The 25,765-nt window shown below is 64.2% G+C and carries 23 protein-coding genes; 10 read left to right on the forward strand and 13 right to left on the reverse strand.

The window, feature by feature from the left end:
- Positions 1 to 12 precede the first annotated feature (12 nt).
- Together Q0687_RS35440 and Q0687_RS35445 are read right to left on the reverse strand one after the other, a co-directional pair.
- A complete protein-coding gene (locus Q0687_RS35440; RefSeq protein ID WP_298887622.1) occupies positions 13 to 828 on the reverse strand; it encodes a WecB/TagA/CpsF family glycosyltransferase in 816 nt (271 codons plus the stop codon).
- Complete coding sequence (locus tag Q0687_RS35445) at positions 821 to 3,112, reverse strand: exopolysaccharide transport family protein (protein WP_298887625.1); 2,292 nt, start codon at positions 3,110 to 3,112, stop codon at positions 821 to 823. The genes Q0687_RS35440 and Q0687_RS35445 overlap by 8 nt, the downstream gene beginning before the upstream one ends.
- 755 nt (positions 3,113 to 3,867) lie before the next feature.
- Here Q0687_RS35445 and Q0687_RS35450 point away from each other — a divergent pair.
- A complete protein-coding gene (locus tag Q0687_RS35450) occupies positions 3,868 to 4,896 on the forward strand; it encodes a glycosyltransferase (protein WP_298887627.1) in 1,029 nt (342 codons plus the stop codon).
- An 11-nt stretch (positions 4,897 to 4,907) separates the two neighbouring features.
- Here the strand turns inward: Q0687_RS35450 and Q0687_RS35455 are convergent, their stop codons facing one another.
- Positions 4,908 to 5,828 carry a glycosyltransferase gene (locus tag Q0687_RS35455; protein ID WP_298887778.1) on the reverse strand — a complete coding sequence of 307 codons (921 nt, stop codon included), beginning with the start codon at positions 5,826 to 5,828 and terminating at the stop codon, positions 4,908 to 4,910.
- Between the two features lie 276 nt (positions 5,829 to 6,104).
- Here Q0687_RS35455 and Q0687_RS35460 point away from each other — a divergent pair, with 276 nt between their 5' ends.
- The 5 genes from Q0687_RS35460 to Q0687_RS35480 all read left to right on the forward strand — a co-directional run bounded on the left by Q0687_RS35460 (position 6,105) and on the right by Q0687_RS35480 (position 11,431).
- Positions 6,105 to 7,172, forward strand: coding sequence for a glycosyltransferase family 1 protein (locus Q0687_RS35460; RefSeq protein ID WP_298887629.1), 1,068 nt, complete (start codon positions 6,105 to 6,107; stop codon positions 7,170 to 7,172).
- Between the two features lie 40 nt (positions 7,173 to 7,212).
- On the forward strand, positions 7,213 to 8,565 hold the full coding sequence (locus Q0687_RS35465; RefSeq protein ID WP_298887631.1) for an O-antigen ligase: 1,353 nt from the start codon (positions 7,213 to 7,215) through the stop codon (positions 8,563 to 8,565).
- Positions 8,566 to 8,718: 153 nt separating this feature from the next.
- Positions 8,719 to 9,861 carry a GNAT family N-acetyltransferase gene (locus Q0687_RS35470; protein WP_298887633.1) on the forward strand — a complete coding sequence of 381 codons (1,143 nt, stop codon included), beginning with the start codon at positions 8,719 to 8,721 and terminating at the stop codon, positions 9,859 to 9,861.
- A 103-nt stretch (positions 9,862 to 9,964) separates the two neighbouring features.
- Positions 9,965 to 10,849, forward strand: coding sequence for a methyltransferase domain-containing protein (locus Q0687_RS35475; RefSeq protein WP_298887635.1), 885 nt, complete (start codon positions 9,965 to 9,967; stop codon positions 10,847 to 10,849).
- Positions 10,850 to 10,948: 99 nt separating this feature from the next.
- Positions 10,949 to 11,431 carry a hypothetical protein gene (locus tag Q0687_RS35480; protein WP_298887638.1) on the forward strand — a complete coding sequence of 161 codons (483 nt, stop codon included), beginning with the start codon at positions 10,949 to 10,951 and terminating at the stop codon, positions 11,429 to 11,431.
- Between the two features lie 281 nt (positions 11,432 to 11,712).
- Here Q0687_RS35480 and wrbA read toward each other — a convergent pair whose 3' ends face one another.
- From wrbA to Q0687_RS35495, 3 genes are all read right to left on the reverse strand, one after another.
- Positions 11,713 to 12,312 (reverse strand): NAD(P)H:quinone oxidoreductase, encoded by a 600-nt coding sequence (gene wrbA, locus Q0687_RS35485; protein WP_298887640.1) that lies wholly within the window; start codon positions 12,310 to 12,312, stop codon positions 11,713 to 11,715.
- A 127-nt stretch (positions 12,313 to 12,439) separates the two neighbouring features.
- A complete protein-coding gene (locus tag Q0687_RS35490; protein ID WP_298887643.1) occupies positions 12,440 to 13,138 on the reverse strand; it encodes a pirin family protein in 699 nt (232 codons plus the stop codon).
- A gap of 33 nt (positions 13,139 to 13,171) precedes the next feature.
- Positions 13,172 to 13,924 carry an SDR family oxidoreductase gene (locus Q0687_RS35495; protein WP_298887646.1) on the reverse strand — a complete coding sequence of 251 codons (753 nt, stop codon included), beginning with the start codon at positions 13,922 to 13,924 and terminating at the stop codon, positions 13,172 to 13,174.
- Positions 13,925 to 14,039: 115 nt separating this feature from the next.
- On the opposite strand from Q0687_RS35495, the gene Q0687_RS35500 reads away from it, so the two are divergent.
- Positions 14,040 to 14,972 carry a LysR family transcriptional regulator gene (locus tag Q0687_RS35500; protein WP_298887648.1) on the forward strand — a complete coding sequence of 311 codons (933 nt, stop codon included), beginning with the start codon at positions 14,040 to 14,042 and terminating at the stop codon, positions 14,970 to 14,972.
- A gap of 116 nt (positions 14,973 to 15,088) precedes the next feature.
- Here Q0687_RS35500 and Q0687_RS35505 read toward each other — a convergent pair whose 3' ends face one another.
- Positions 15,089 to 15,346, reverse strand: coding sequence for a hypothetical protein (locus Q0687_RS35505; protein ID WP_298887650.1), 258 nt, complete (start codon positions 15,344 to 15,346; stop codon positions 15,089 to 15,091).
- Between the two features lie 178 nt (positions 15,347 to 15,524).
- On the opposite strand from Q0687_RS35505, the gene Q0687_RS35510 reads away from it, so the two are divergent.
- Both Q0687_RS35510 and Q0687_RS35515 read left to right on the forward strand, forming a co-directional pair.
- Positions 15,525 to 16,511, forward strand: a complete 987-nt coding sequence (locus Q0687_RS35510) for a tripartite tricarboxylate transporter substrate binding protein (protein ID WP_298887781.1) — start codon at positions 15,525 to 15,527, stop codon at positions 16,509 to 16,511.
- A 95-nt stretch (positions 16,512 to 16,606) separates the two neighbouring features.
- The gene (locus tag Q0687_RS35515; RefSeq protein ID WP_298887652.1) at positions 16,607 to 16,963 is read left to right on the forward strand and encodes a hypothetical protein; all 357 of its coding nucleotides are present in this window, start codon (positions 16,607 to 16,609) and stop codon (positions 16,961 to 16,963) included.
- Between the two features lie 46 nt (positions 16,964 to 17,009).
- Here the strand turns inward: Q0687_RS35515 and Q0687_RS35520 are convergent, their stop codons facing one another.
- The 3 genes from Q0687_RS35520 to Q0687_RS35530 are packed head-to-tail and all read right to left on the reverse strand — an operon-like array spanning position 17,010 to position 19,165.
- Positions 17,010 to 17,843, reverse strand: a complete 834-nt coding sequence (locus tag Q0687_RS35520; protein WP_298887655.1) for an adenylate/guanylate cyclase domain-containing protein — start codon at positions 17,841 to 17,843, stop codon at positions 17,010 to 17,012.
- Positions 17,844 to 17,899: 56 nt separating this feature from the next.
- Positions 17,900 to 18,367, reverse strand: coding sequence for a YbaK/EbsC family protein (locus tag Q0687_RS35525; RefSeq protein ID WP_298887657.1), 468 nt, complete (start codon positions 18,365 to 18,367; stop codon positions 17,900 to 17,902).
- Between the two features lie 60 nt (positions 18,368 to 18,427).
- The gene (locus Q0687_RS35530) at positions 18,428 to 19,165 is read right to left on the reverse strand and encodes a haloacid dehalogenase type II (RefSeq protein WP_298887659.1); all 738 of its coding nucleotides are present in this window, start codon (positions 19,163 to 19,165) and stop codon (positions 18,428 to 18,430) included.
- Positions 19,166 to 19,380: 215 nt separating this feature from the next.
- Here Q0687_RS35530 and Q0687_RS35535 point away from each other — a divergent pair, with 215 nt between their 5' ends.
- Positions 19,381 to 19,728, forward strand: a complete 348-nt coding sequence (locus Q0687_RS35535; RefSeq protein WP_298887661.1) for a hypothetical protein — start codon at positions 19,381 to 19,383, stop codon at positions 19,726 to 19,728.
- Between the two features lie 332 nt (positions 19,729 to 20,060).
- Here Q0687_RS35535 and Q0687_RS35540 read toward each other — a convergent pair whose 3' ends face one another.
- The 3 genes from Q0687_RS35540 to Q0687_RS35550 are packed head-to-tail and all read right to left on the reverse strand — an operon-like array spanning position 20,061 to position 25,761.
- Positions 20,061 to 20,621 carry a cyclic nucleotide-binding domain-containing protein gene (locus Q0687_RS35540; RefSeq protein WP_298887663.1) on the reverse strand — a complete coding sequence of 187 codons (561 nt, stop codon included), beginning with the start codon at positions 20,619 to 20,621 and terminating at the stop codon, positions 20,061 to 20,063.
- A gap of 2 nt (positions 20,622 to 20,623) precedes the next feature.
- Positions 20,624 to 23,533: an NHLP bacteriocin export ABC transporter permease/ATPase subunit gene (locus Q0687_RS35545; protein ID WP_298887665.1), complete on the reverse strand. Its 2,910-nt coding sequence runs from the start codon at positions 23,531 to 23,533 to the stop codon at positions 20,624 to 20,626.
- Positions 23,530 to 25,761, reverse strand: coding sequence for an NHLP family bacteriocin export ABC transporter peptidase/permease/ATPase subunit (locus tag Q0687_RS35550; protein WP_298887783.1), 2,232 nt, complete (start codon positions 25,759 to 25,761; stop codon positions 23,530 to 23,532). The genes Q0687_RS35545 and Q0687_RS35550 overlap by 4 nt, the downstream gene beginning before the upstream one ends.
- Positions 25,762 to 25,765 lie beyond the last annotated feature (4 nt).

Here is a 25,765-nt window from a genome sequence, read left to right on the forward strand (position 1 = left end):
ACCTGCGGGGCGCTATGCGTCTCGGCGATTGAATGGCCGGTTGCGGCTGAACAGAAGATAGATCGCGCGCGGATTGGTGGTCAGATAGCGCCAGAACAGGCGGCGCGGCTCGAGCCAGGTCCGCCAGGCCCATTCAAGCCCGGCCCTCTGCATCCATCGCGGCGCGCGGGAGCGGCTGCCCGACAGGAAGTTGAACAGGCCGCCCGACGTCTTGATGACGCCGACATTGGTCAGCAGCGGCGTGTATTCCTCGACAAAAGCCTGCTCGTTGGGCACGCCGAGCGCGACCCACAGGAAATCGGGCGCAAGCGCGTTGATCTCGTCGACCTTGGCGCGCAGCGCCTCGCCATGGAGATAGCCATGGCTGTGCCCGACGATCTTGAGCCTCGGATACATGTTCTGGACGCGCCTGACGGCCGCGGCGTTCTCCTCCTCGCTGGCGCCGAGCATGTAGAAGGTGCGACCGCTCACCTCCGCCTTGCGCGCGACGACATGGAACAGGTCGGTCGTGGCAACGCGCTCGGGCAACGGAAACCAGGACTGCAGCTTCGAGGCTGCCACCAGCGGCTGGCCGTCGGCATTGATCAGATCGGCGGCGCGGAACAGGCGCTCGGTCTGCGGCTCGGTCGAGCAGCGCGCCAGCACCTCGCCATTGGCAGAGGTCAGGAACAGCGGGCGGCTGATGCGGTGACGTTGATCGGTCGCCTCGATCATGAAGTCGGCGGTTGCTTCCAGGTCGAGTGCGGCCATGCGCAGGCCACCGACGGTGATCCGGGGCACTTCGGCGGTTGCGGCCCGACCTTCAAGATTGACGCGGCGCTCAAGCATATTGTTTGCCTCGCTGGCGCGTTTGGGTTGCCGGGGTGAGCTCGTCGAGCACGACGCCGACGAGCTTGCGCTGAGCGGAACCGAGCGCGGTCAGGATCTCTTCCATGCTGTCGTTGATATCGAGGCTGGTCGGCAGCACCGCCACCAGCGCGTCGGTGCCGTCGAGCAGCTTGCGGCCGGCGGCCGAGAGCGGCATCGCGGGGCCGTCGAGAATGACGAGGTCATAACCGCCGGCCGCGCGCGCCTGCGCGATGGCCTTGCGTATGGCGTCGGCGGCCTTGCCGGCATCGGTCTCGGTCGCCGGCAGCACCGAGATGCCGTTCACGGTCTTGATCTCGCGCGTGGCCCTGCCGCCGATCGAGAGCCAGCCCACCTTGCCGGCTTCGGCCTTGCCCGGATGTTTGACCTTGCTCGAGAGTGCGTGCGCTTGATGATCGGCATCGATCATCAGCACGCGGCTGCCGTCGCGCGCGGCGGCGAGCGCGAAATTCAGCGCGGTCACGCTACGCGCCGAGGTCGGGCCGGCCCCGACGAGCGCGATCACCGGCATCGTCTTGCCGTCGGTGCGGCGCGCCATCGCCGCGCGCATGTCGCGCAGCGCGTTGAGCAGCGTCGTCAACGGGAATCCGGGACGAAGCGTCGGCCAGCCGAGGCGGGTCAGGTCGACGCCACTGCCGGTTGCGAGAATGGCGCCAAGCGTGCGGATCACGTCCGCCTCCTGCAGCCGGGCGATCAGTGGCTTCTCGACCAGCGCAAGCACGGTTGGAGGCGCGGCGGCTTCGACCTGGGGCTTCGCAACGTCAGGCTCAGGTTTGCGCTCGCGGCGGCTCGGTTCGGGTGCGGTCGCACCGCTGATCAGATGCTCGGCCGCGACGAACCAGAAGGCGGCGGCAAGCCCACCGAACATGAAGCCGATCATCGCGAATAGACTCATGCCCGGCGGGAACGAGCGGCGCTGCGGCACCGTGGCCTCGCCGATGACGCGGGCCGCCGAGGTGTTCAGGGTCTCCTGTTCCTCGGTCTCGCGCGAGCGCTTGAGGAAGGACTGATAGACGTCGCGACTGGCGTCGGCCTCGCGCTCGAGCTCGCGCAGGCGCACGGCCGCCTGGCTGAGCTGCAGGCTCTGCCGCTTCTGCACCTCCAGCGCACGATTGAGCGAGGCTTCGTAGTCGCGGGCGCGGGTCAGGTCGTTCTTGGCCGACAGCGCGAAACGGTCGATCTCTTCGCTGATGGTGCGCTTGAGGTCCTCGACCTGCTTCTCGGTCTGCCGCAACGCCGGGTGGCGCGGGCCGAGCTCGGCGGTCTGCTCAGCATATTTCTTGCGGGCATCGGCATATTGCGCGCGCAGGTTTGCGATCGTCGGCGATTGCAGCGCTTCGGGGATGGCGCCCGCATCGGCGGCGGTCCGCTTGTTCGCCTCGATCTGGTCCAGCCGCGCCTGCGCGTCCATCGTCGCCGCGCGGGCCGCGGACAGCCGCTGGTTGCTGGAAGAGAGCTGCTGATCGGAGATCAGCGAATCCTGGGTGCCGACGAAATTGTTTTGGGCCTTGTAGGTGGCGAGCGCGGTCTCGGCATTGCGCAGCCGCTCGCGCAGCTCCTTCAGGCGGCCCGACAATTCGCTGGTCGCGCGCCGTGCCGCCAGGGCCTGGGAGTTGCGCGACTCCGTGAGGTAGGCGTTGGTCAGCGTGTTGGCGAGCATCGCCGCCTTCGCCGGATCGGTGGACCAGACCTCGATGTCGACGATGAAGCTCTTGTCGGTCTTGCGGATCGTGATGTGCTTGTTCAGCGCGTCGAGCGCGGCGAGCTGCACCTCCTTGGTTTCCGCAGCCGTGGGCGCGTGGAGCTGCAGGCCGATCAGGCCAAGCAGCGAGGAGGCAAGAGTCTGGCTGCTGCCACCGCCGAATTCCGGATCCTTGTCGAGACCCGCCTGCTGGATCACCTGCAGCAGCACGTTGTTGGAGGTGATCAGGCGCGCCTGGCTCTCCACCAGCATGGACATGCCGGAGACGTCCTGGGCGCGCGGCGTGAGCTCGCGATCGACGAGCTGGAGTTCGCGCGGATCGACATAAAGCTGGGCGGTTGCGGTGTAGCGAGGTGTCAGGCTCTTGCCGACGGCGACGGCGAGGCACGCGCCGATGAGCGCCGCGGAGGCAATTGCAATCTTGCGCCGCCACAGCAAATTGGCGAGCTCCAGCACGCTGAAGCCGGTCTCTGATTTTCGCTGCGGGGCTTCCGACGCGGTCGGATTTCTGGCCCGATCAATCGGCTGGTTATAGTCAAGCATAGTCCCCAGCTTTCATTCCAACGGTCGCGGGCTGAGGGGTTAGTCTTCGCTTTACGCCTCGCACCGGGGATATAGGCGCGCAATCAACGCAACAAGGAAAATTAACCATACTCATTGAGGGACTATTCACCGAAATGGCAAACAAAGCGTTTAAGCGCTGGCCGCCATTTGCCGCGTCCTTGTGCCGCTCCGGTGTCGGCAGCCTCCCAGTGATTAACAGTTCGTTACCGTGCCCATCCAGCGGCGCGCGCGCGTCCAGCATCGCAGCGTGATGGCCAGGTTGCGCGCGCACGGCTTCAGGCCTGTCGCTGGGTGATGTGATCGTCGCCGTGGCGGACGAACTCGATCGTGGCCGACTTGCTCATATTTTCCAACCGCGCTTGTTCGACTTAAATTTACAGGAAAAATCTCTCGACCCCGAAGAGCAAATCTGATGCCGCGGGGCATCACCGGTCACGGTGCTTACAGGCGAGTTAATCGGACCCCACGTTAACTACGGCATCGTCCATCCCAGCGCTGATGGCGCGGGGTGGACTGCGAATTGCAGTGTCACGCGCGAAGGAATTCGCCGGGAAACACGCGAAAACGGTCAAGCGCATGATAGGACGCCTCACCGCCGCGACATCGTTGTCGCGGTGCATTTCGATCACGCGGGCAGGCCGCTCATTCCGGGACGCATCTGTCCCGTGCGGCCGTGCCGTCGCGGGACAGTGGACGCAGGGCTTTCTCAACATATCTGAGGCATTGAGAGCGCAATGACGCTGATCCCGACAGATTTGTCCGCCAGCCGGATCTCTGATGCCGTGCGCGATCCCAACAGGGAGATCGCGGCGAGTTCGCGCGTCATCGACCTCTCGGTCGGCATCGTCGTCTGCATTCCCTGCTTCCGCCGGCCCGACCACCTGCGGCTGACGCTGGATTCACTGGTCAATCAGCGCACTCCGCGCTCCTTCGCGGTGGTCATGGTCGAGAACGATGCCGCGGCACGCGCGAGCGCTCCGGTGGCGGCGGAATATCTCGCCGACGGCAAACTCCAGGGCATCTGTCTGGTCGAGAAGCGGCAGGGCAATTGCCAGGCGATCAACGCCGCGTTCGAGACGGCGCAGGCGGTGTTCCCCGCCGCGACCCGCTTCCTGATGATCGACGACGACGAGATCGCTTCGCCCGATTGGCTCGAGCTGATGGTTCGCACGGCGGAAGCGACTGGCGCCGACATTGTCGGCGGACCGGTGCTGCCGGTGTTTGACGATGACAGCCAGCCCTGGCTGGCGCGCCATCCCGCCTTCTGTCCTGCCTACGATTACACCGGTGCCGTGCCGCTGATCTACGGCTGCGGCAATTGCCTGATCACGCGTGCGGCGTTCGAGCGGCTCGGTAGCCCCGCCTTCGATCTGCAATTCAATTTTCTCGGCGGCGGCGATTGCGACTTCTTCAATCGTGGCCGCGACGCCGGCATGGTCTTCCACTGGACCGCGGAAGCCGTGATCGCCGAGACCGTGTCGCATAACCGCACGAGCTTTGGCTGGATCGCCAGGCGCAGCCTGCGCATCGGCGTGATCAATTACCGTGTGCACGTCAAGGCCGCGCGCGGTACGGCAGCGCGGGCGCGCTTGTTCGCGCAGGCGCTGGCGCGGTTGCCACTATCGCTGGTTCGCTCCGCTCGACTGCTGACGTCAGCGAAAGCCGTGGTCGCGATGCATCCCGTCCTGATGGCTGTCGGATCTGCGCTTGCGGCTTTTGGCTACAACCCGAAGCCTTACGAGGCTTCGAAGATCGTTTCCTGACGCGTCAGTCGCTAGATACCGACATAGGAAAGCGCGATCTTGATCGCGGACCGCGGCATCGCCTTGAGCGATCGCTGCCCGACCATGCCGAGATAGGCAAGCGCCTCGCGATGGCGCCCGAAGCGGACGGCCTGCGTCGCGGCATAGGTGACGAGATGGATCTCGGCCGCTTGCCGCAGCCGCGCGGCCGTGCCTGACGGCAGCTTGCCGAGGATGAGTTCGTCATCGAACACGCGCTCCACCGCCGGGAAGAAGTCCTGCGGCGTCCGCACGGCCGCATTCATCGTATTGGCCGTGTGCAACCGATAATCGAGCAGAAGCTTGGGCACATAGGCGAACTCGCCTGTTGCGGCGAGCCGGCACCAGCAGTGCCAGTCCTCGCAATAGCGCAGTGAAACGTCGAAGCCGCCGGCGGCGCGGAAAGCATCGGTGCGGACCAGCATGATGCCGCCATTGACGATGAAATTGCCGCTGGTGAGCCGCTCGAGCACGTTGCCTGAGGGCTTGAGGCGTCCCTTCAGCAGATCGCGCCGGCCGATCGTTCGTCCGTTGCTGTCGATGGTGTTGTAGTCGCCATAGACCAGGACCGCCCGCGGCGCGGTCCTGGCCGCCGCCAGCAAGGTCGTCACGGCCTCGGGCCGCAGCCGATCATCCGCATCGAGGAAGACTAGCCAGTCACCGCGCGCATTGCGGGCCCCTAAGTTGCGCGCGGCCGACACGCCGCTGGAATCGTTGCGCATCAGGCGCAGGCGCGGATCGCTGAAGGCGCCGACGATGGCCTCGGTGCCGTCGGTCGAGCCGTCGTCGACGACGATGATCTCGATGACGTCGCCCTGCGCGAGCGCGCTATCGATGGTTTCGCCGATATAGGCCGCGGCATTCTTCGCGGGGATGACGACGGACACCGCAGGCGACGCCGGGCGCGCATCCACCGCCGCTGGCGCGGCAGTCGGTAGGTCGAGCGTGGCATCGGCGAGGGGCAAGGCGTGGGCTCGTCGTGTTTAAGGATCTGTTAACCAGGGCCGCGTCGCGCGACCGTCGCGGATGATACCCACATAACGATCAAATCGTTGTTGCGAAGGCCCGCGCAGCGTCGGTTTCGTAGATTAGCGTTAAACCTGTGGCGTTAAGTCTGTCGCAGCTTTCGAGAGGTTTGGCAGCGGGTCTCATGCGAGAATGCGGGGCCCTGACGCCGCGGATGGATGCAAGTGCCCGCAAAGACATTCGACTACGATCCAGATGACATGATCCTCAACCTGTTCTTTGAGGACAAGGACGATCGCTGGTTTCCCGGCGACCGCCATCTGCGTCGGATGGCGCGCAAGATGCTGTACGGCGAGCCGCGCATGAGCGGCCAGCTGCGCGTGTTCCTCAATCTCTGCGCCGGGCTCGATCGCCTCGGCATCCGCTACCGCGTCAACGATTACGGCTACATCGCCCAGCACCCCGACGAAGTCGCCTGCATCATCGGTCGTGCCTTCCTGCTCGACAAGTTCGCGTGGAAGAACCCGATCCTGCTCGGAGTTTGCGCCTTCAATCATCCGCTCGACGATCCCAACCTGTTCAAGCGGCTCCCGGTCAGAAAATTCCTGGTGCCCGGTCCGTGGTATGCCGACATGTACCGGCCGCATTGGCCGGAGACGGAAGCATGGCCTGTCGGCATCGACACCGAACAGTGGGCGCCGTCGCGGCCGCGCGAAAAGGCCGTCGACGTCCTGATCTACGACAAGGTCAGCCTGGATCGCGAGCGCCACGTGCCCGACCTGGTCGAGCCGGTTCGCGCGCGGCTGAGACAGGAAGGCCGCTCCTTCATCGAGCTGCGCTACGGCAGCTACAAGGAGGAGGACTACCGGTCGGCGCTGGCGCATTCGCGCGCGATGATCTTCCTGTGCCAGAACGAGAGTCAGGGCATCGCCTATCAGCAGGCGCTGTCCTGCGGCGTGCCGGTGTTTGCCTGGGACCCGGGTGGCCCGTGGCGGGATCCCGACTATTATCCGCACCGCGTGCAGTTCGGACCTGTCTCCTCGGTGCCCTATTGGGACGATCGCTGCGGGCTCAAATTCAGCGACCGCGCCGGCTTCGAGGACCGTTGGGCCGATTTCTGGGCCGCCTGCACCGCGGGCAAGTTCGATCCGCGCGGCTATATCCTCGATCATCTGACGCTGGAGCAGCGCGCGCTGCAATATTACGAGATCGCGCGCAGCGTCGCGCGGCAGAGCCGGGTTCCTGCCGTCTCGGGCATGCTGGTTGACGGATGGTTAACGGGGATGGGGTAGACCCCCTGGGGTCCCCCATCGTCCCGTCAGGCCTCGAGGCATGGATCGCAGCGCCGCAGACATGACTGACGTCGAGGCCCGCTCGCTCGGCCATGCGCTGCGCGACGTGCTGGCGAGGTTCAACGTCGTCAACGTGGCGCGCTGCCTTGTTGCCGTCGCCGCCCTGCTGCTGGTCCTGATCACGCTCGATCCGTTTCCCGACTTGCGCAATCCCGACGTCGCCACTGTTGTCAGCGGGCGATTGGCGTCGACCTACATCTCGTTCGGATTGCTGGCCGCCGTCGCGGTGCTGCTCACCTTCACGACCGACGCGCCTTCGCTCAAAAGCTTGGTCAAGCCGCTGCATCTCTGCCTGATCGGCTGGATGCTGATCAACCTCGCATTCTCCGAGAGCCGCGAGATCTCGATCCAGCGCTTCGTGCTCGCGGGCAGCGCCACCACGCTGGCCGTGCTGCTGCCGCTGCTGCCACCGACGCAGCGGAGCTTCAATCTGTGCATCGGTGGTGCTGCGCTGGCGCTGCTGGTGACGTGCTATCTCGGCGTCATCCTTGCCCCGCACTATGCGATCCACACCGCGCTCGACATCACCGAGCCGCAGCTTGCCGGCGACTGGCGCGGCAGCTTCGGCCACAAGAACATCGCCTCGCCGGTGATGTCCATTCTGGTCTATGTCGGCATTTACCTGTCGGCCGTGGGGTCTTTCGTGCTGGGGCCGGCGATCGCGCTGCTGGCCGGCATCTTCCTGATCTTCACCGGCGGCAAGACGTCCACGGTGCTCTGCCTTGCCATCTACGCCCTGGCGTCGCTGGTTTATGTCACCAGGAGCCTGTGGCTGAAGCGGATCATCTGCTTTGCGCCGCTGATCGTGATGAACCTGCTGACCGTCGGCAGCGTCGTGAGCCCGGTGCTGGGCAGCATCACACGGGTGCTTCCGATCGATCCCAGCTTCACCGGCCGTGCCGAGGTCTGGGAGTTTGCACTCGCAGCCGTTGCGGAAAAGCCGATCACCGGTCATGGCTATGCGGCGTTCTGGGACGGCGCGGCGGAGGGGAAGACCGTCCAGGGCTCGGAATGGGCGGTGACCGCGGCGCACAGCCATAACAGCTATCTCGATCTGGCCGTCACCATCGGCCTGCCGGGCCTGGTGCTCGTCATCCTCATCTTCGTGCTTGCGCCGCTGCGCAATTTCCAGGAGGTCCAGGCCCACAATCGCAGCACCGCACTGGGCAAGCTGTTCCTGACCATCTGGATGTTCGGCCTGTATTTCGGGGTGACTGAAACCTTCCTGGTCGAGCGGCAGAATCCGGTCTGGTTCATGTTCGCGCTCGCGGTCGCAGGGCTGCACTTCCTGGCCCGGTTCCAATGCATCACGCAAGGGGAACCCGAACGCTGACAACTTGTCGCAGCTGCACGTTCCATATCGGCACACGCGCGACGGCGCCGGCGCAACTGACGGTATCGGCTTAACGATAAGCAGCGACGTAACTTGTGGTCTGCGACAAAACATAATCTATCTGGTTGTGTTCAGTAATTGTATGCCCCGCAAATGGCGTTCCTCAGCGTCGAGCAACTAGACGGTCGGCTATCCAGCGTGTCGGGAATCTCGGTCGATTTCCTGCGTGACTGGCGACAGGCTGCATTGCGCCTGAACGCCGGCCATCGCACCGCGTTTCAGCATGGTTACTGGCTGGGCGCCTGGTACGGGGCGTTTCACGGCGTCGCGCCGCTGATCGCCGTCATCACCGACACGGCGACCGGCAGGGACATCGCGCTGGTGCCGATGTTCAGCCACACCAGGCGCGGCATCCGTGTCGTCGAGTTTGCCGATCTCGATGTTTCCGACAACAACGCTCCGATCATTGCTTGCGATGCGAGTTTCGATGCGGCCGGCGCAGAGGCGATCAGCGCGGCGCTGGTCGATGGCTTGCGCGCCCTGCCTGATCGTTTCGACCTGCTTCGCTTCAAGAAGATGCCGTCCTATGTCGGCGCCAAGCCGAACCCGCTGGTGTCGCTCGGCCGCTCCGGCTCCTGCTCGCTCAACGGCAATCTCGTGCTGACCGGCGACGATTATGCGGACTATCAGGCCTCGATCAAGCGCATGCAGATGCCGCGCTGCTGGCGCGTGTTCAGCCGCCATGCCGGCGCCCGCTTCGAGATCGCCACCGACGTTGCGCGCGCGCACGAACTGCTCGACGTCATCGATGTGCAGCAGCAGGAGCGGATGCAGCAGCTCGGCTCGCGGTTCGTTCTCAACGATGCGGTCCATGCCCGCTTCTACCGTGATGTCGCGCGGCAAGGCGTTGCGGAAGGTTTTGCGGTGGTTTCGGCGCTGGTCTGCGACGAGGGCATCGTGGCGACGACGTTCGGCGTCAGATACGGCGCGACCTATTATTTGCTGCGCATCGGCCATGCCGGCAAGCAATGGGCGAATTGCTCACCGGGGCTGCTCGTGACCGAGCGCACCATGGCGGCGCTGCATGCGCAGGGCGTGCGGCGCTTCGATCTCAGCATCGGTAATCACGACTACAAGCGCCGCTTCGGCGCCGAGCCGGTGCCGCTGACCAATGTCAGTGTCGCGCTGTCATGGCGCGGACTGCCCTTTGTCTTTCGCGACCATGCCGCGCAGGGAGTGCGCCGTCATCCAAGGCTCGCAGCCTTGGTGGCGCGGGCCATGGGCAAGACGCGCTGAAAAAGACGCGCTGAGAAAGACGCGATGAACCGTCTCTGGTTGCAGCGGTCACTCGTATATCGCATTCGTTGTGCTATCGTGACCGCCTCAGCGAGGAGGCGACATGGACGATCGTTCGACCAAATATCGCGCGTTCTTTGCACAATTGATCTGCAGCGCGGCCAAGGCCACGGATCCTCGCCTCGAACAGGCCTTTCGCAATGTGAGGCGCGAACCCTTCGCCGGGCCCGGCCCGTGGTCGATCGCATTGGGCGGTCATCCCTATGTCGTGACGCCCGATGACGATCCGGTCTTCCTCTATCAGAACACGCTGCTGGCACTGGATCCGGCGCGGGGCATCAACATCGGCATGCCCGGCGCGCACGCGCATTGGCTGAGCGGCTGCGCGGTCAGGGAAGGCGAGACTGTGCTCCAGATCGGCGCGGGCACGGGTTATTACACGGCGATCCTCGCCGAACTCGCCGGCCCCAATGGCCGCGTCTATGCCTATGAGATCGACGAACGCTTGGCGGCGCTCGCGCGTGAGAATTTGAAGGACATCGCCAATGTCGAGCTGCGCGAGCGTTCGGGCGTTGCCGCCGATCTGCCAGATGTTGACGTGGTCTATGTCTGCGCCGGCGCGGCGCAGCCGGCCGTGGAATGGCTGGAGGCGTTGCGGCCTGGCGGCCGGCTGGTGTTTCCGCTAGCCCCGGCCGGCGTGCTCGGCGGCATGCTGATGATCACACGCCCGGAGCAGGGCGCGGCCTGGCCCGCCAAATTCCTGAGCCGGGCCCAGTTCATCGGCTGCGCGGGGCTTCAGGATGCGGAGATCGCACGGCGGCTGGCCGAGGCCTTCGCGAAAGGCTGGGAAGGCGTGCAGTCGTTGCGGCGAGAAGATGCGCCCGACGACACCTGCTGGTTCGCCGGCGACGGCTGGTGGCTCTCAACGGCGCCAGCATCTGCGCCGGCGGTCAGCATCCCGCCGCACGGCGACATCACGCGGGCTTAGGAAACGCACCTGCAAGTGTCTGGATGTTGGTGGCACGTGAAATGAAGCAAACGAATCAACAGACTTCATGGGCGCCTGTTAGCGATGGTGTCGATTGCAATGACGCTATCCACCGTATCTTTAGGACAGCAGGTACCTGAAAATCGCAAGGCAACGACCATGGCCAACGAATCGAAAATCGTGAACGATGCTCTTGCGTCGGCCGAACAGATTTCAAGAGCACTCTCACAGTCGGGCTATACAGCGGATTTCTCCCTCGAAAGCCTCAAGCAAGTTGACCGGTTCTTTGAAGAGCAAGCGGTCAATGGGCAGCCCCGGCCCCGGGGTCTCCTGTCACAGCAACTGGGAGCGCGCCTGTTTGCAGTTGGCGCGTATGTTGGCGAGGTCATTCGCCGTCTGAATGATGGCCAATGGCAGGGTGACGACAATGATCCCCAAGCTGAAATCAATATTGCCGTTCGATTGAAGGACGGAGCTCTGCTGTGGCCCGTTCAACGGGTGATGAGACGTTTTAAAAATGGAGCCGACGATAGCGTTTGGGTCTATGGCGTCACCGTATCGTCGTCTGCAACGAAACAGTGATCGCGTCTCACGATCCCGCGCACTCCGCGCAGTGAAAGCGGCCGCGCGAGGCGCGGAACAGGCTGCGGCAATACCAGCGGCGCGCGAGCGCCTGGGCCGGTCTGCGGATCATTTGTGCAATCAGGAGAAGTTCGAAAGCCATGTCTTTCGTAAATCCTGCGTCTCGTAAATCCTGCGTGTCGTAAGCGCTGTCGTTTCTACGCACATAGATGGGGCGGCATTCTCCCTGGAGAATGCCGCCCGCGTCGCATCTGCCATGCAGCCGGTCGGTGCGTTTAAGCTTAACCGTGCAGCTTTTTTGCGGTGTCCGCGATCTGGCGGCCCTGATAACGCGCGCCGGCGAGCTCGTTGGCGCTGGGCTGGCGGCTGCCGTCGCCGCCGGTGATCGTGGTGGCGCCGTAGGGCGCGCCGCCGGTGACTTCGTCGAGCTTCATCTGGCCGGCAAAGCCGTAGTTCATGCCGACGATCACCATGCCGAAATGCAGCAGGTTGGTGATGATAGAGAACAGCGTCGTCTCCTGGCCGCCATGCTGGGTCGCTGACGACGTGAAGGCGCCGCCGACCTTGCCGTGCAGCGCGCCCTTGGCCCAGAGCCCGCCGGCCTGGTCGAGGAAGTTCGCCATCTGCGAGGTCATGCGACCGAAGCGGGTGCCGGTGCCGATGATGATCGCATCATAGTTGGCAAGATCTTCGATCTTGGCGACGGGCGCGGCCTGGTCGACCTTGTAGTACGAGGCCTTCGCGACCTCGGCCGGCACGAGCTCAGGTACGCGCTTGATGTCGACGGTGGCGCCGGCCTCGCGCGCGCCCTCCGCGACGGCATTGGCCATCGCTTCGATATGGCCATAGGCGGAATAATACAGGACGAGAACTTTGGTCATGGTGGTCTCCTTTGAGGTGTTTTTGATCTCTCCGTCGTTCCGGGGCGATGCAAAGCATCGAACCCGGAACCTCGAGATTCCGGGTCTGGCGCTTTGCGCCATCCCGGAATGACGGCAAGCGATGTGGTTACGCGGCGTCGACGAGCACGAGCTCGGAATCTTCGAGCGCCGTGATCGTCAGCTTGCTTTCGTCGCGGATCGCGGCGCCGTCGCGGGCGTTGACGCGCACGCCGTTGATCTCGACCGCACCTGCGGCGGGCACGAGATAGAGATGCCGCGCCTGCTGCGGTTCGTACTCCGCGCTCTCGCCGGCCTTCAGCGTGGTGGCGAGCACCCGCGCATCGGCGCGGATCGGCAGCGCATCAGTGTCGCCTGCGACGCCGCTCGCGATGGTGACGAGCTTGCCGGAGCGATCCGCCCTAGGAAACGGCTTCGAGCCCCAGGTCGGCTGTCCGCCGCGCGACGTCGGCTCGATCCAGATCTGGAAGATCCGCGTCCTGGTCGGCTCGAGATTGTACTCGGAGTGGCGGATGCCGCTGCCGGCGCTCATCACCTGCACGTCGCCCGCTTCAGTGCGGCCCTCGTTGCCGAGGCTGTCCTGATGGGTGATCGCGCCTTCGCGGACATAGGTGATGATCTCCATGTTGGCGTGCGGATGGGCGGGAAAGCCGGTGTTCGGCGCGATCTCGTCGTCGTTCCACACCCGCAAGGCGCCGTGGCCCATGTTGTTCGGGTCATAGTGACTGGCGAAGGAGAAATGATGTTTGGCTTTCAGCCAGCCGTGATCGGCGCCGCCAAGTTTGTTGAAAGGTCTGAGTTCGATCATGGGAGTGTTTCCTTTGATGGACGGGGTTTGGCGCTATGCGCCAAATCCGCCGTCGACATTGAGCACCGTGCCGGTGACGAAGGAGGCTTCGGGGCTTGCGAGGAAGACGATGCCGGCGGCGACTTCCTCGGGGCGGCCGAAGCGCTGCAGCGCGTGCTGCTTGCGCTGGGCTTCCGCGAAATCGCGGTCGTCATCAGGGTTCATGTCGGTGTTGATCGAGCCGGGCTGCACCACGTTGACGGTAATGCCGCGCGGGCCGAGGTCGCGTGCCGCACCCTTGGTGTAGCCAACCACGGCAGCCTTGGTGGCAACGTAGTCGGCAAGACCCGGGAATGTAGCACGGTCGGCGAGCATGGAGCCGACGGTGACGATGCGGCCGCCTTCACCCATCAATTGCGAGGCGGCGCGGATCGCCGCGATCACGCCGTGAACGTTGACCTGGTCCTGCCGCTCCAGAGCGCCGGTGTCGGCCTTCGCATCGTCGGTCGCGCCGCCGGCGGCAACGCCTGCATTGTTGACGAGGATGTCGAGATGGCCGAACTCCTTTGCGACGTCGTTGACGAGCTTCGTCACGTCCTTGGCCGAGGCTTGATCGGCCTTGAAGGCGCGGGCCTTGACGCCGCGGGCCTTCAGCTCGGTGACGACGGCCTCGGCCTTCTCCGGCGAAGCGACATAGCTGATCGCGACGTCAGCGCCTTCATCGGCGAGAGCGCGGGCCGAGGCCGCGCCGATGCCGCGCGAACCGCCGGTGACGAGGGCAACCTTGCCTGAAAGCTTCTTGGTCATTGGATTTCTCCAGTCCTGAATTTCTGATGACCCTTGGATAAGCCTCCGCCTGTGGTATAGAAATAGAAACTGTCGAAACACATTGTTTCCATTAATATCCCAGACGGACCCTGCCATGGCCAAACTCCCCGATTTCGAGGCGCTCGCGATTTTCGCAAAAGTCGTGGAATTACGGTCGTTTGCCGGGGCGGCGAGCGAGCTTTCGACGTCCAAGGCCACGGTGTCCAAGGCGGTCACCCGCCTGGAGGAGCGGCTAGGGGCCCGCCTGTTCAACCGTACCTCGCGGCGCCTGGCGCTGACCGATGCCGGCCACAAGCTCGCCGATCGCGCCACGCGGCTGCTGGCCGATGGTGAAGCGGCGGAGAACGAGGCGCTGGCGCAATCGGTCGCGCCGCGCGGCCTGGTGCGGCTCGCGGTGCCCATGACGTTCGGCATCAAGGCGGTGGCGCCGTTGTTGCCGGAGTTCTTCGAGACTTATCCTGAGGTCTCGGTCGATCTTCACCTGAGCGATGCGACGGTCGATCTGATCGGCGAAGGCTTCGACATGGCGGTGCGGATCGCGCGTCTGCCGGATTCCTCGCTGATCGCGCGGCGGCTCTTCACCATGCCGCGCTTCACTGTGGCGGCGCCGTCCTATCTGAAGAAACACGGCCGGCCGACGCATCCGATGCATCTCGCCCAGCACAAATGCTTCGCTTACGCTTATCTCTCCACGCCCAATATCTGGCACTACACCAATTCCGCCGGCGAGCAGGCCAGCGTGCGCCCCGGCGGCCTGCTGCGCGTCAATAATGGCGAAGCGGTGATGCCCTCGCTCATCGCCGGCCTCGGCATCGCAGAGCTGCCCGAATTCATCGTCGGTGAAGCGATTTCGTCCGGCGCCGTCGAAGTGATCCTGAAGGACTGGAAGCAGGCCGAAGGCGCCGTGCACCTCGTCACCCCACCCGGCGGCCCGCGCCCCGCCCGCGTCGAAGCGCTCGGCGATTTCCTTGCGGCCAACCTGCCGGGCACGTGCAAGCGCCGGCCGCGCGGGAAGGTGAAGGTTTAGAGCGAACCGCTTCAACGATCTCCGTCATTGCGAGGAGCGAAGCGACGAAGCAATCCAGGATACCTCCGCGGAGACACTCTGGATTGCTTCGCTGCGCTCGCAATGACCGGGCCCAATCAAGACACCTTCACCCCGTCGATCGCCACGATCCGCAGGCTTGGCTTCAGCGTCTTCTCGAGCTCCGTCTTCATCTCATGCACGCGCGGGTCGGTCGAGCGCGCGGCGCACACGGCGTATTGATGCACGGATTGCGTCAGGGCGCGGCGCGCTTCCGGCGTTCGCGTCATCTCGGGCTTTGAAAGCCGCAGCACGATCGCCGCCAGATTCACCAGCATCTCGTCGAGGGCGACGTCGATGGTCGCGAGTTTTCCCATGGCGCACTCCTTGGCAAGATCGTCTCCAAAGGAAACGGAGGGTCGGGGGATGTGTTCCTGACGGGGCCGAACATGGCTAACACTTCGTAAACGGCTTGTTCTTGCGGACCATCACGCTAGGCTGGCAGCGAAACAAGAAAACAGGGGGGCTGCCATGAATCGACGCATGAATCGACGTATGGATCGACGTGACGTCTTGCGTGCCGCTGCCGCATTGCCGTTGTTGCGGATCGCATTACCGGAAGCGGCCTTTGCGCAAACCTACCCTGTCCGCAACATCACCATGATCGTCCCGTTTCCCGCCGGTGGCCAGGCCGATCTTGCGGCCCGCCCCGTCGCGCAGGCGCTGGAGCGGATTCTCGGCAAGTCCGTGATCGTCGACAACCGCGCCGGAGGCGCCGGCGGATCGGTCGGCAATGCCGCGGCCGCGCGCGCCGAGCCCGATGGCTACACGCTGCTGATGACATTGTCCTCGCTCGCGGTGCTGCCCGAGGCCGACAGGCTGTTCGACCGGCCCGTCGCCTACGAGATGTCGCAGTTCATGCCGATCGCGCGCGTGCTGGCCGATCCGACGCTGCTCGCGGTGCCGACCTCGGCACCTTGGAAGACGGCGCAGGAGTTCGTCGAGGACGCGAAGAAACGCCCCGGCCAGATCACCTACGGTTCGTCCGGTCCCTATGGCACGCTGCATGTCGCAATGGAGATGTTCGCAAACAGCGCCGACATCAAATTGCTGCACGTGCCGTTCCGCGGTGCGGGCCCCGCGCTGACCGCGCTGCTCAGCGGCACCGTGCAGGCGATCGCGGCGGCGCCGGGCACGCTGAAGCCGCAGGTCGACGACGGCAAGCTGCGTGTGCTCGCCAATTGCGGCGCGCAGCGCATCGCGAGCTTCCCCGATGTGCCGACCTTCCAGGAGCTCGGCTACACCGATGTCGAGATGTACATCTGGGCCGGGCTGTTTGCACAGAGCGCGCTGCCGGCGCCGGCCGCGACGCGCCTGCGCGAAGCCATGGCGCAGGTGATGACGAACCCTGACGTGCTCAGGACATTCGAGGCGTCGGGCAGCCTCGTCGCCTATCAGGATGCGCCTGCGTTCGCCGACTTCGTGGCGAGCGACAGCGCACGGCTGATCGCGGCGGTGAAGAAGATCGGCAGGGTGGAATAGGTTCCTGCCGCGTTTTCACATTTTGTTGTTGGTCCAGAACCTGTCCGCGCCTCATTGATTGAAGACAAATCGAGCGAGTTGGAAGGATCGGAACCATGCGAACACAGCGGATTGCGCTGGGTGTGGCGCTTGCGATCGGCGGCATCGTCGCGCAGAGCGCAGCATCCGCCGAAGAATATCGTGGAACCATGGAGCAGCAGATGGCCTGCACGCCTGACGTCTGGCGCCTGTGCAGCGACCAGATTCCGGATGTAAGCCGTATCACCGCGTGCTTACGACAGAACACGCCACAGCTCTCCAATGGCTGCCGTGCCGTGTTCGAATCCAATAACCAGATGCCGTCGCAACAGCCCGTTCCGCGCAATCGCGTCGCGCCTGCGCCGCGCTACAACAATGCGCCGCCGCCCCCTCAGCAGGTGCAGCCGCGGCCCTATGACGATGACGACGACTAGCGCAGGTTAGCGGTTACGCGCGACGATGCGCATCGCATCGTCGCGTTCAGCGCTCTTCCCGTCTGTCCGATTGAGGTCGAGGTCCGAGCGCCATCCGCAAGGCCGCGCCGAAGAGGATGACCGTGACTGGCCAATGGAACCAGATCTTGTGCGCGCCGGTGAATAGATTGATTGCAATCAGGAAGGCCGAGACCGTGAGCGCCGCTGCGACCGGACGGGGCAGCCTTGCTAGCCAGTCCGAAACGGCGTTCCTCGATGAGGATGGCTCGCGTTCGCGGCCCATCAGCGGGGCACCGGCGGTCCCCCCGGGTAGCGGACTGTCCTTGATCGGATAGCTCGCTTGCCCGGCGGTATGGCTGCCGATGGTCAACCGATAGCTGGTCAGGGGTGCAATGTTCTTCAGGGGTCGCTGGCCGAGACAGTCGAAGCCGACAGATAATTTGTTGTGCACCTGATCGTAGACGGAGCTCGAGATCACGACGCCGCCGGGTTCGGCGAGCTCTTGCAGGCGCGACGCGATATTGACCCCGTCGCCATAGATGTCAGTGCCATCCACCATCACATCGCCGAGATTGATGCCGATGCGAAACTGCATCGGGTTCAACGGCGGCGGGGTTGATTCCTGATGGGAAATCTCCTGCTGGATCTCGATCGCGCATTGCACGGCCTCGACGACGCTGGCGAACTCGGCGATCACGGCATCGCCCCAGGTGTTGACGATGCGGCCGTCATGGCGCTCGACCAATCGCGCAATCGCCGTGCGGTAGCGGCGGAGCGTCTCCAGCGTGCCCCTCTCGTCCGCTTCCATGAGGCGGGAATAGCCGTACACGTCAGCGCACAGCACGGTGGTCAGTCGTCGTTTCACCTTCTCGTCGGGCATGGTCCTTACACTAGCCTCCCTGACCGGCAAAAGCATCAGGCATCGCAGCCGGCGCCTTACGGCCTGTGCTCGCAGACATCGACCCATTCGGCCGCAGTCAGCTCGGCCAATCGGTCCGGCGTGATGCGCACGGCGCTGTGGGTCGAGCCTGCGGCCGGCACCACCACGTCGAACGCCTTCAGCGAAATGTCACAATAGACCGGCAGCGGCGATTTCAGCCCGAACGGACAGACGCCGCCGACCTCGTGCCCGGTGATGTCGGCGACCTCTTCCAGCCCCAGCATCTTGGGCTTGCCGCCGAACTGCGCCTTCACCTTCTTGTTGTCCATCCGCGAGGTGCCGGCGGCCACGATCAGGATGACGCGCTCGCCGACGCGCAAGGACAGCGTCTTGGCGATCATGCCGGGCTCGACGCCATAGGCTTCGGCGGCCAGCTGCACCGTCGCCGAGCTGATCGGGGATTCCATGACGGAGATGTCGGGGGCTTTCTCAGCGAAGAAGGCACGAACGGATTGAAGGCTCATTCCAGTCAGCTCATTCCAGACTTAAGGGGGCGGGCGGCGATGCCTAGGCGATCCCCGGGGTCATCCTTGGATGATCCCAGCCAGCTCCGAGAGGGAGCGGACGCGATGATCCGGCGCAAAGCCGAGCTCGTCCATCTGGGTGCGGATCGCCTTGAACATGGTCAGCGGTGCCACGAGTTCGGTCTCGACGCAAGTCAGGGCCATCGCCTCCGGCGTCACCCGCTCGATCCAGGCCACATTGAGCCCGAACGCCTTCGCGCCGGCGACGTCCCAGGGATTGGAGGAGACGAACAGCACCTCGCCAGGCGCAGTGCCGAGCGCCTCGCCGATCAGCTCATAGGCCTCCGGGCTCGGCTTGAAGTTCTTCTTGGCATCGACGCTGATGGTGGCGTCGAGCAGGCGGTCGAGCCCGGTGTTGCGCACCAGCGCGTTCAGCATGTCCGGACTGCCATTGGAGAGGATGGCCAGCTTTCGCGGTTTCAGCGCCGTGAGCGCGTCGGTCGCATCGGCATAGAGATCGAGATGCAGATATTTGTCGATGATGCGCTCGAACGCCTCGCCCTCGTAGGACAGCCCCATCACGCGCAGCGTATAGGCCAGCGAGTCGCGCGTGACGGCAGAAAAATCCTGGTAGCGCCGCATCAGCGAGCGCAGCCAGGTGTATTCGAGCTGCTTGATCCGCCAGACCTGCGTGATGATCTCGCCATAGCCGGGAAACGCATCCTCGGTGATCTCAGCGACCGACTGGATGTCGTAGAGCGTCCCGTAGGCGTCAAACACGACGGTTTTGGTGGGCATGGGCTGTCCTTCCGGGCTTTGCCATCACAAGACCCCCGCTTGCGGGAGCGCGTATATCATCAGCTTACCAAAGAGCAGCGGAGGTCGCTGCAGGAATGATTGGCGGCTTGTGAGCGGGCTGGCATCTGCTTCTGAACGGAAAGCACCTGGCCCGGCTCGGAACTTTGCCGACGCCTCTCCGTTCCCCTTGGCGGGCACGAACCTAGGCTGGCGCGATGAAATGGATGTTGGTCGTCTTGGTCGGCGGCGTCTCACCCGTCAACACCGATCTGGTGTTCGACAAGTTCAGCGACTGCCTGTCCGCCGAGGAGCAGATGCGGCAGCACTATGCCGACGCGTTCGAAGCGTGGGATCGCACGGCTGCGGCAAGGATCGACCGGCGCAGCGATTACAGGAAGGCCCGCGATATCGAAGCCAAACGGCTGCTCAGCAACGTTGGGACGTGCGTGCCGCACGGCGGCGGCGATTCGTTGCCGGTCACGTCACCGCAGCAGCAACCTTCCGCTCCAGCCGCGCCGCAACCTGCCGTGACACCGTCGCCGCAGCCATCGCCGCGACCTTAGCTACTCAGCCTCGACATGGCGGATGATGCTCTGGTCCTGGACATTTGCGATCAATTCGTCTGCGCGAGACAGAAGCCGATGCAGCAACGGTGAAGAATTCGCCTGGTTGTATCCCAAGGCTAGGGCGAAACCCATCGCCTGACGGCTGGAGCCTCATGGCGAACACCCGCGCGGCGTCGAGCTCCGCGGTCGCCTCGTACTCCGCTGTCGCCCCGGACAAGCGCCCCCAGGGGCGCGCCGATCCGGGACCCATTCGTCGACGGAGGCCTGGCGCAAGTCTGAGGCCCTGAGCGCATGAACGTGAGGGCTTCGATCGCTCCGCCTGCTGCTTCTTAGCGATGGGGCTTTCTGATCTCGCCTTCCTCGACCAGCTTGCGAAGGCGATCGAACCGTTCGCCCGCCATCGCAAGGCGATCCAGCACCTCAGGGTCCAGCTCGTCCTGCAGGCGGGCGTTCTCGTTCGCAAGATCCACGTCCTTGCCGTACGCCATCCGGCGTTCGGTTGCGCGCAGCCGGTCGGAGAGCAGTATGGCGAGAGCACGATAGAAGCGGCTTGCGAAGGAAGCATCGCTGGCCAGCTTCTGCTGCAATATTGCCTTGTCGATAAACAACGTCAGAGCGTCGACCTTCGCGAGGACCGTCGCCGAGGGTGGCGCGGAATCGACCAGCGACATTTCTCCAACGATGTCTCCCGCCTCGATCTGGGCAATTTCACCGCCCCCCTGAATCTCGACCCCCATGCGTCCCTGGAGCACGAGGATGATCGATCCGACCGGCACGCCTTCCTGAATGACCACCTCTCCGCCGCGGATCGTCCGCCGCTGGCCGGACCGCACCATCCATTCGACGTCGGAATCGTTCAGCACCCCAAACATGAAAAGGACCTTGCGCATGATCAGTCCTCCTGCAGCAGCTGGCGGCGGGCGAATTCGGCAAACAGGCCAGGCTTGCCCATCAGTTCATCGAAGCTGCCGGACTGCACGATCCTGCCCTTGTCCAGCACGACGATGCGATCGGCAGACTGCACCGTGCTGAGCCGGTGCGCGATGACGATTCTCGTGATGTTGAGGCGCTCGATGGAAGCAGTCACGATGGCTTGGCTGCGGTTGTCCAGCGCGCTGGTCGCCTCGTCCATCAGCAACAGGCGCGGATTGTGAGCCAGCGCCCGCGCGATCAGCAGGCGCTGGCGCTGGCCGCCGGACAGCGTGTTGATGCCTTCGGCGACGAAGGTATGCATGCCCATCGGCATGGCTTCGATATCGCGGTCGAGCCCCGCGGACCGCGCAATATCCCAGACCCGGTCGATCGGCAGGTGGATGCCACCGCAGATGTTCTCGTAGAGATTGCCTGAGGACAGCTTGGAATTCTGAAGCACGACGCCGACCTGGCGCCGCAATGAACTGAGGTCGATGGTCTCGATCGACTTACCGTCCACGAAGATCACCCCCGAATGGGGCTTTTCGAACCCGAGCAGAAGCCGGAACAGGGTCGACTTCCCGCTCCCCGAAGGACCTACGATGGCGACATATTCGCCACGCGCGACGCTCAGGCTGATGCCATCCAGGACGGGTGGCCCAGCTGAACCGTAGCGGAAGGACACGTCGGCGAATTCGATTGCGCCCTCGATCTCGCCCGGAGCCGTTGCGTCTTCAGATACTTCGATCGGTGTTGCGAGGATCGGGCGCAACCGCTCGATGCGGGGAATGACGGTGACGAATTGGGCCACGGCCTGTCCCCATTCGCCGACAGAACCGAGTGCAATTCCGAATGCGGCGTAGAACGCAAGGAAAGTGCCGAGCTCATGCATCGGGCTGTTCGCCGCAAGCTGCTCGGACCCCGCAAAAATCAGCAGCGTTGCGACGGCAGGAAAGCCGGCTTCAATACTCCTGAGCGCGTTTGCTGCACGCTGGGATGCCATGAAATGCCGTTTGTGGAGACTGAAGCGTTCGACCCAGACATTCAAGGCATTGGTCGTTGCATTGGCGATCCGCAGCTTGGCGATGCCCGTCACGAATTGCACGATCGCGCCCCCCAGCCAGCCCCTGTGGCCGAAGCTCGCCCTCTCGTGTTTCAGTCGGGCATAGCTGAAGCCCGCGATAACGGCGAGACGAACCAGGACGAGCGCCGCGGCGAACAAGCCGAGTGGCGCATCGAGGTAGAGCATCACGGAGAAGCCGAACACAAACGAAGCCAGTGCCAACAATGCACGTATGGATCGGGAGGTGACGATCGCCCTGATCGCTTCGATTCCCAGCGCACGATCTGCAAGGTCGCCGGCCGAATAGCTCCGGAAGAACGCGAGTGGCATCCGCAACAGCCGGTCGGCAATGGCCGCCTGCATCATCCAGTCGAACCGGCTCTCGAGCCGCTGCACTGCAGCCCCCTGCATGAATTGGAAGCCCGCGCTCACCAGCGTCACGACAAGGAGCGCTGCCGCGCAGACCAGCAACTGGTCGGCCTCGGCGCGCGGCAGCACGGAGTCGACCAGGACCTTGGTTACCATCGGAGCTGCCATCGCAAGCAGTCCAAGGCCGACCGCCGCCATGACAATTCGCGACAGGTCGGCCCGAGCCAAGGGCGCCACCAGGAACACGAGATCGCGGAGGGCGAGCGAGCGCGCCGGCAGTGACGGGTAGAACATCACCGCCTCCGGCGCGAGGTCTGCAATCATGTTCCCCGTTAGCGGCTTGCGCGTCCCGGACGTGGGATCGACCAGGAGATGACCGCCTCGATAGCCCGGCAGGATCACCACCGCGCGGCGCTCTTCGCCGAGAAATGCGATAAACGGTCCGGCGCTGTTGGTCCACCAGTCGGCCCGAAGCAGCAGGCGCCGGCTACGAAGCCCCGACGCCTCAGCGAGTTTGAGCACAGTCGTGAGATCGTCGGCGCCAGGAAGGCGCTTGACACCGGGTGCAAGCTCCACCCCCAGCGCGTCTGCCACGGCTCGGCAGGCCAACAGCACGCGATCGCCCCGGTCGGCGAGGTCCTCGGGCGGTACGGCGTCGGGATCGACCAGGCCGACCAGGCGGCCCATCGCGGTTTCGGCGCGCGATTCCTGCTCGACGGCTCGCCGCTCCAGCCGCGCCATATCGGCCGCCCATTCGTTATCGAATTTGCGAGCGAGTTCGGCCACGACCAGCCTGTGCAAGGTATCGATCCCGGCTTGCATCTCTGCAAGTGCGAGTGATGCTCCGTCTCTCACGCGCAATTTCGTCGGGGCCTCGGCCACCAGCCACGTACCAGGAGATAGCGGAGAGGGCGGGTCGAGCGGGGTGATCGCTTGTTGCAGGCCGATGACCCGGACAGCGCCTTCTTCGATGCTGATCCATCCGACTTGCCGGCCCGACATACGCAGCGTCTCGCCGCCTGCCAGCTCGCTTGTGACGCTGACATCGACGTGGGTGGCGGCGACATTGTCGGGGAGCGTCGCGACCGTCGCCAGCAGCAGCGCCGACCATTCTTCGAGCATCGTTCGGTCGGTGATGTCGCCACGAGAGCACGGGATCACCTCCGTGTCGGCGCCGCCGATCGCAACGATCTCGAGCCGGCGCGCCGCATGGGCTGAAGCAGGCAGCCCTAGGATGAGACCGCCGCCGGCGACTCGAAGCAAGTGCCAGCGGCGCGGCGGCGAACCGTCACCCACCGGCATCACCGCAAAAAGATCGACGTGACCCCGCGCGACCAGAAAGGCTTGATCAGACTGGCCGATCGACAACGGCTGGTGACTATCGAGGGCCAACCGGTCCGCCCGGGCTGCGTCGATCTCCGCGCCTTCCAGATGCGATGGTCGGAAGGCGCTGGTCATTCGGCAGCCAGCAGACGAACATATTCGCCGCCCTCGGCAAGCAGATCCCGGTGCGTACCACGCTGCACCACACGACCCCCGCTCATCACGAGAATCTCGTCGCAGTCGCGGATCGTGCTGAGCCGGTGCGCGATGATGATGCACGTGCACGCGCGCCGGCGCAGATTGTCGTCGATCATTCTCTCGACACTCGGATCGAGTGCTGAAGTCGCCTCGTCAAGCACGAGGATGGACGGATTACCCGCGAGGGCTCGTGCGATCTCGAGCCGCTGGCGCTGGCCGCCGCTGAAATTGCGGCCATCCTCGGCCACCTGACAGTCGTAATTGCCGGGCCGCACCGAGAGCTCCTCGTGGATGGAGGCATCCTTGACGGCGCGCGACAGGCTCGCCTGCGCAATGGTGTCGTCCCACAGCGTCAGATTGCTGCGCGCGGTGCCCTCGAACAGCAGGATATCCTGGTCCACATAAGCCACCGAGCCGGCAAACACTTGTTGGGGAATGCGATCAATCGGCCAGCCGTCGATGAGGATTTCACCCGTCCAGGGCCGATAAAGGCCGCCGATCAGGCGGCCGATCGTGGATTTACCGCTGCCTGATGCACCGACAAACGCAATTCGGCGGCCGGGTTCGAGCTGAAGCGAGAGCGCATCGATCAGCGGCGGCTCCAGCGGGGAATAGCCAAACGACACGTCGACCAGCCTGATTTGCCCGGAAAGCTTGGCTGGCCTGTCCGGTGGCTTGAGGTCCATCGCCACGATCGGCTGCGCCGCATAGTTGAAGACATCGTCAACCCGGAACAGGTTGGCCTTGATCGCCAGGAAGGCGGAGGTCTGTTGCACCAACGCATTGATCGGCTCGACCAGGCTCAGCAGCAGGGCTTGCAGGGCGACCAACCCGCCGATCGTCAGGGCGCCATCCATGATGCGAAGACCGCCGATCCCGAGCACGATCGCGCTGGACAAGCCAGTCAGAAAGGCGGGGCAGATCTCCAGAAGATTGGAATAAAGACCAAGGTCGCGTTCGGAATTGAGGACCTTGGCCTGGAAGCCGGTCCAGCGGGCGAATGCATCGTTCTCGAGGCCGCCGGCCTTGATCGTTTCGATCGAGCGAACCATCTCGATCGTGTTCGCGGTCAACTTCGCCTTGTCGATCGTCAGTTTGCGGTTGAGCCTTTCACGCTCGCGCCCAACCAGCGCAAGCACCAGCACGTTCACGAGCGCTATGGCGATGCTGATTGCTGCCAGAATCGGGTCGTACAGCGCCATAGCGGCTGCGATGAAGACCGCGGAGACCAGGTTGAGCGCGCTGGTTGCGAGCCCGCCCGAGACCAGCTCCGCGATCTCTTCACTCGCTCCGACGCGGCTGCCGATCTCCCCCGCATGGCGCTGATTGAAGAATTCCATGGGAAGATTCAACAGGTGCCATAGCAGCTTTCCCACCATGGTCACGGTCAGCTTGGTCTGGAGTCTCAGCAGCAGCGACTGTTGGAAGGCCGTGATCAGAGCGCGGCCAAGCGCCGTCAGGGCGAGGCCGATCAGAAGCGGCCTGAACCATCCTTCCACATGCATGATCAGAACGTGGTCGACGAATATCTTGGCGAAGGTGGGGATCAGGATCGTCGGGATCACCAAGCTCATGCTGAGGCCGACCAGCAGGATCACAGCACGCTGGGATCCCCTCAGCCTGTCCCAAAGCATCGCAAGAAAATTCGGCTTCGCGCCACCTTTGCGAAAATCCGGGCCTGGCTCCATCGCCAGCACGACGCCGGTGAAAGCGAGATTGAACTCCGCGCGATCGACCCTGCAGCGCCCGGCCGCGGGATCGTTGATGTAAGCAAACTTGGAGTCGATCCGCTCCAGCACCACGAAATGATTGAAGTTCCAGAACAGGATCGCCGGCATCGGCAGTTCGTTGAGCGTTTCCGGCTCCTTGCGAAAGCCCTTCGCCGAGAGCCCGAAACTCCGCGCCGCTTTCAAGACGTTGTTGGCTTTGCTGCCGTCGCGGGTTACGCCGCACGCGACCCGCAGGGTTTCGAGTGGCACCCAGCGGCCGTAATGTGCCAGCACCATCGCCAGCGATGCTGCTCCACATTCCAGGGCCTCCATCTGCAGAACGGTCGGCGTGATCCAGCGCCGGCGTATCCGGGGAGCCAAGCTGTTGAGCAGGTTGCCCAAGCCAAGCCACGCGCCTTGGTCGGATCGGTGCGATGGTGAGGATGATGCGCTCATGCGC

It is taken from the genome of uncultured Bradyrhizobium sp. (assembly GCF_936928535.1).
Classification (GTDB): domain Bacteria; phylum Pseudomonadota; class Alphaproteobacteria; order Rhizobiales; family Xanthobacteraceae; genus Bradyrhizobium.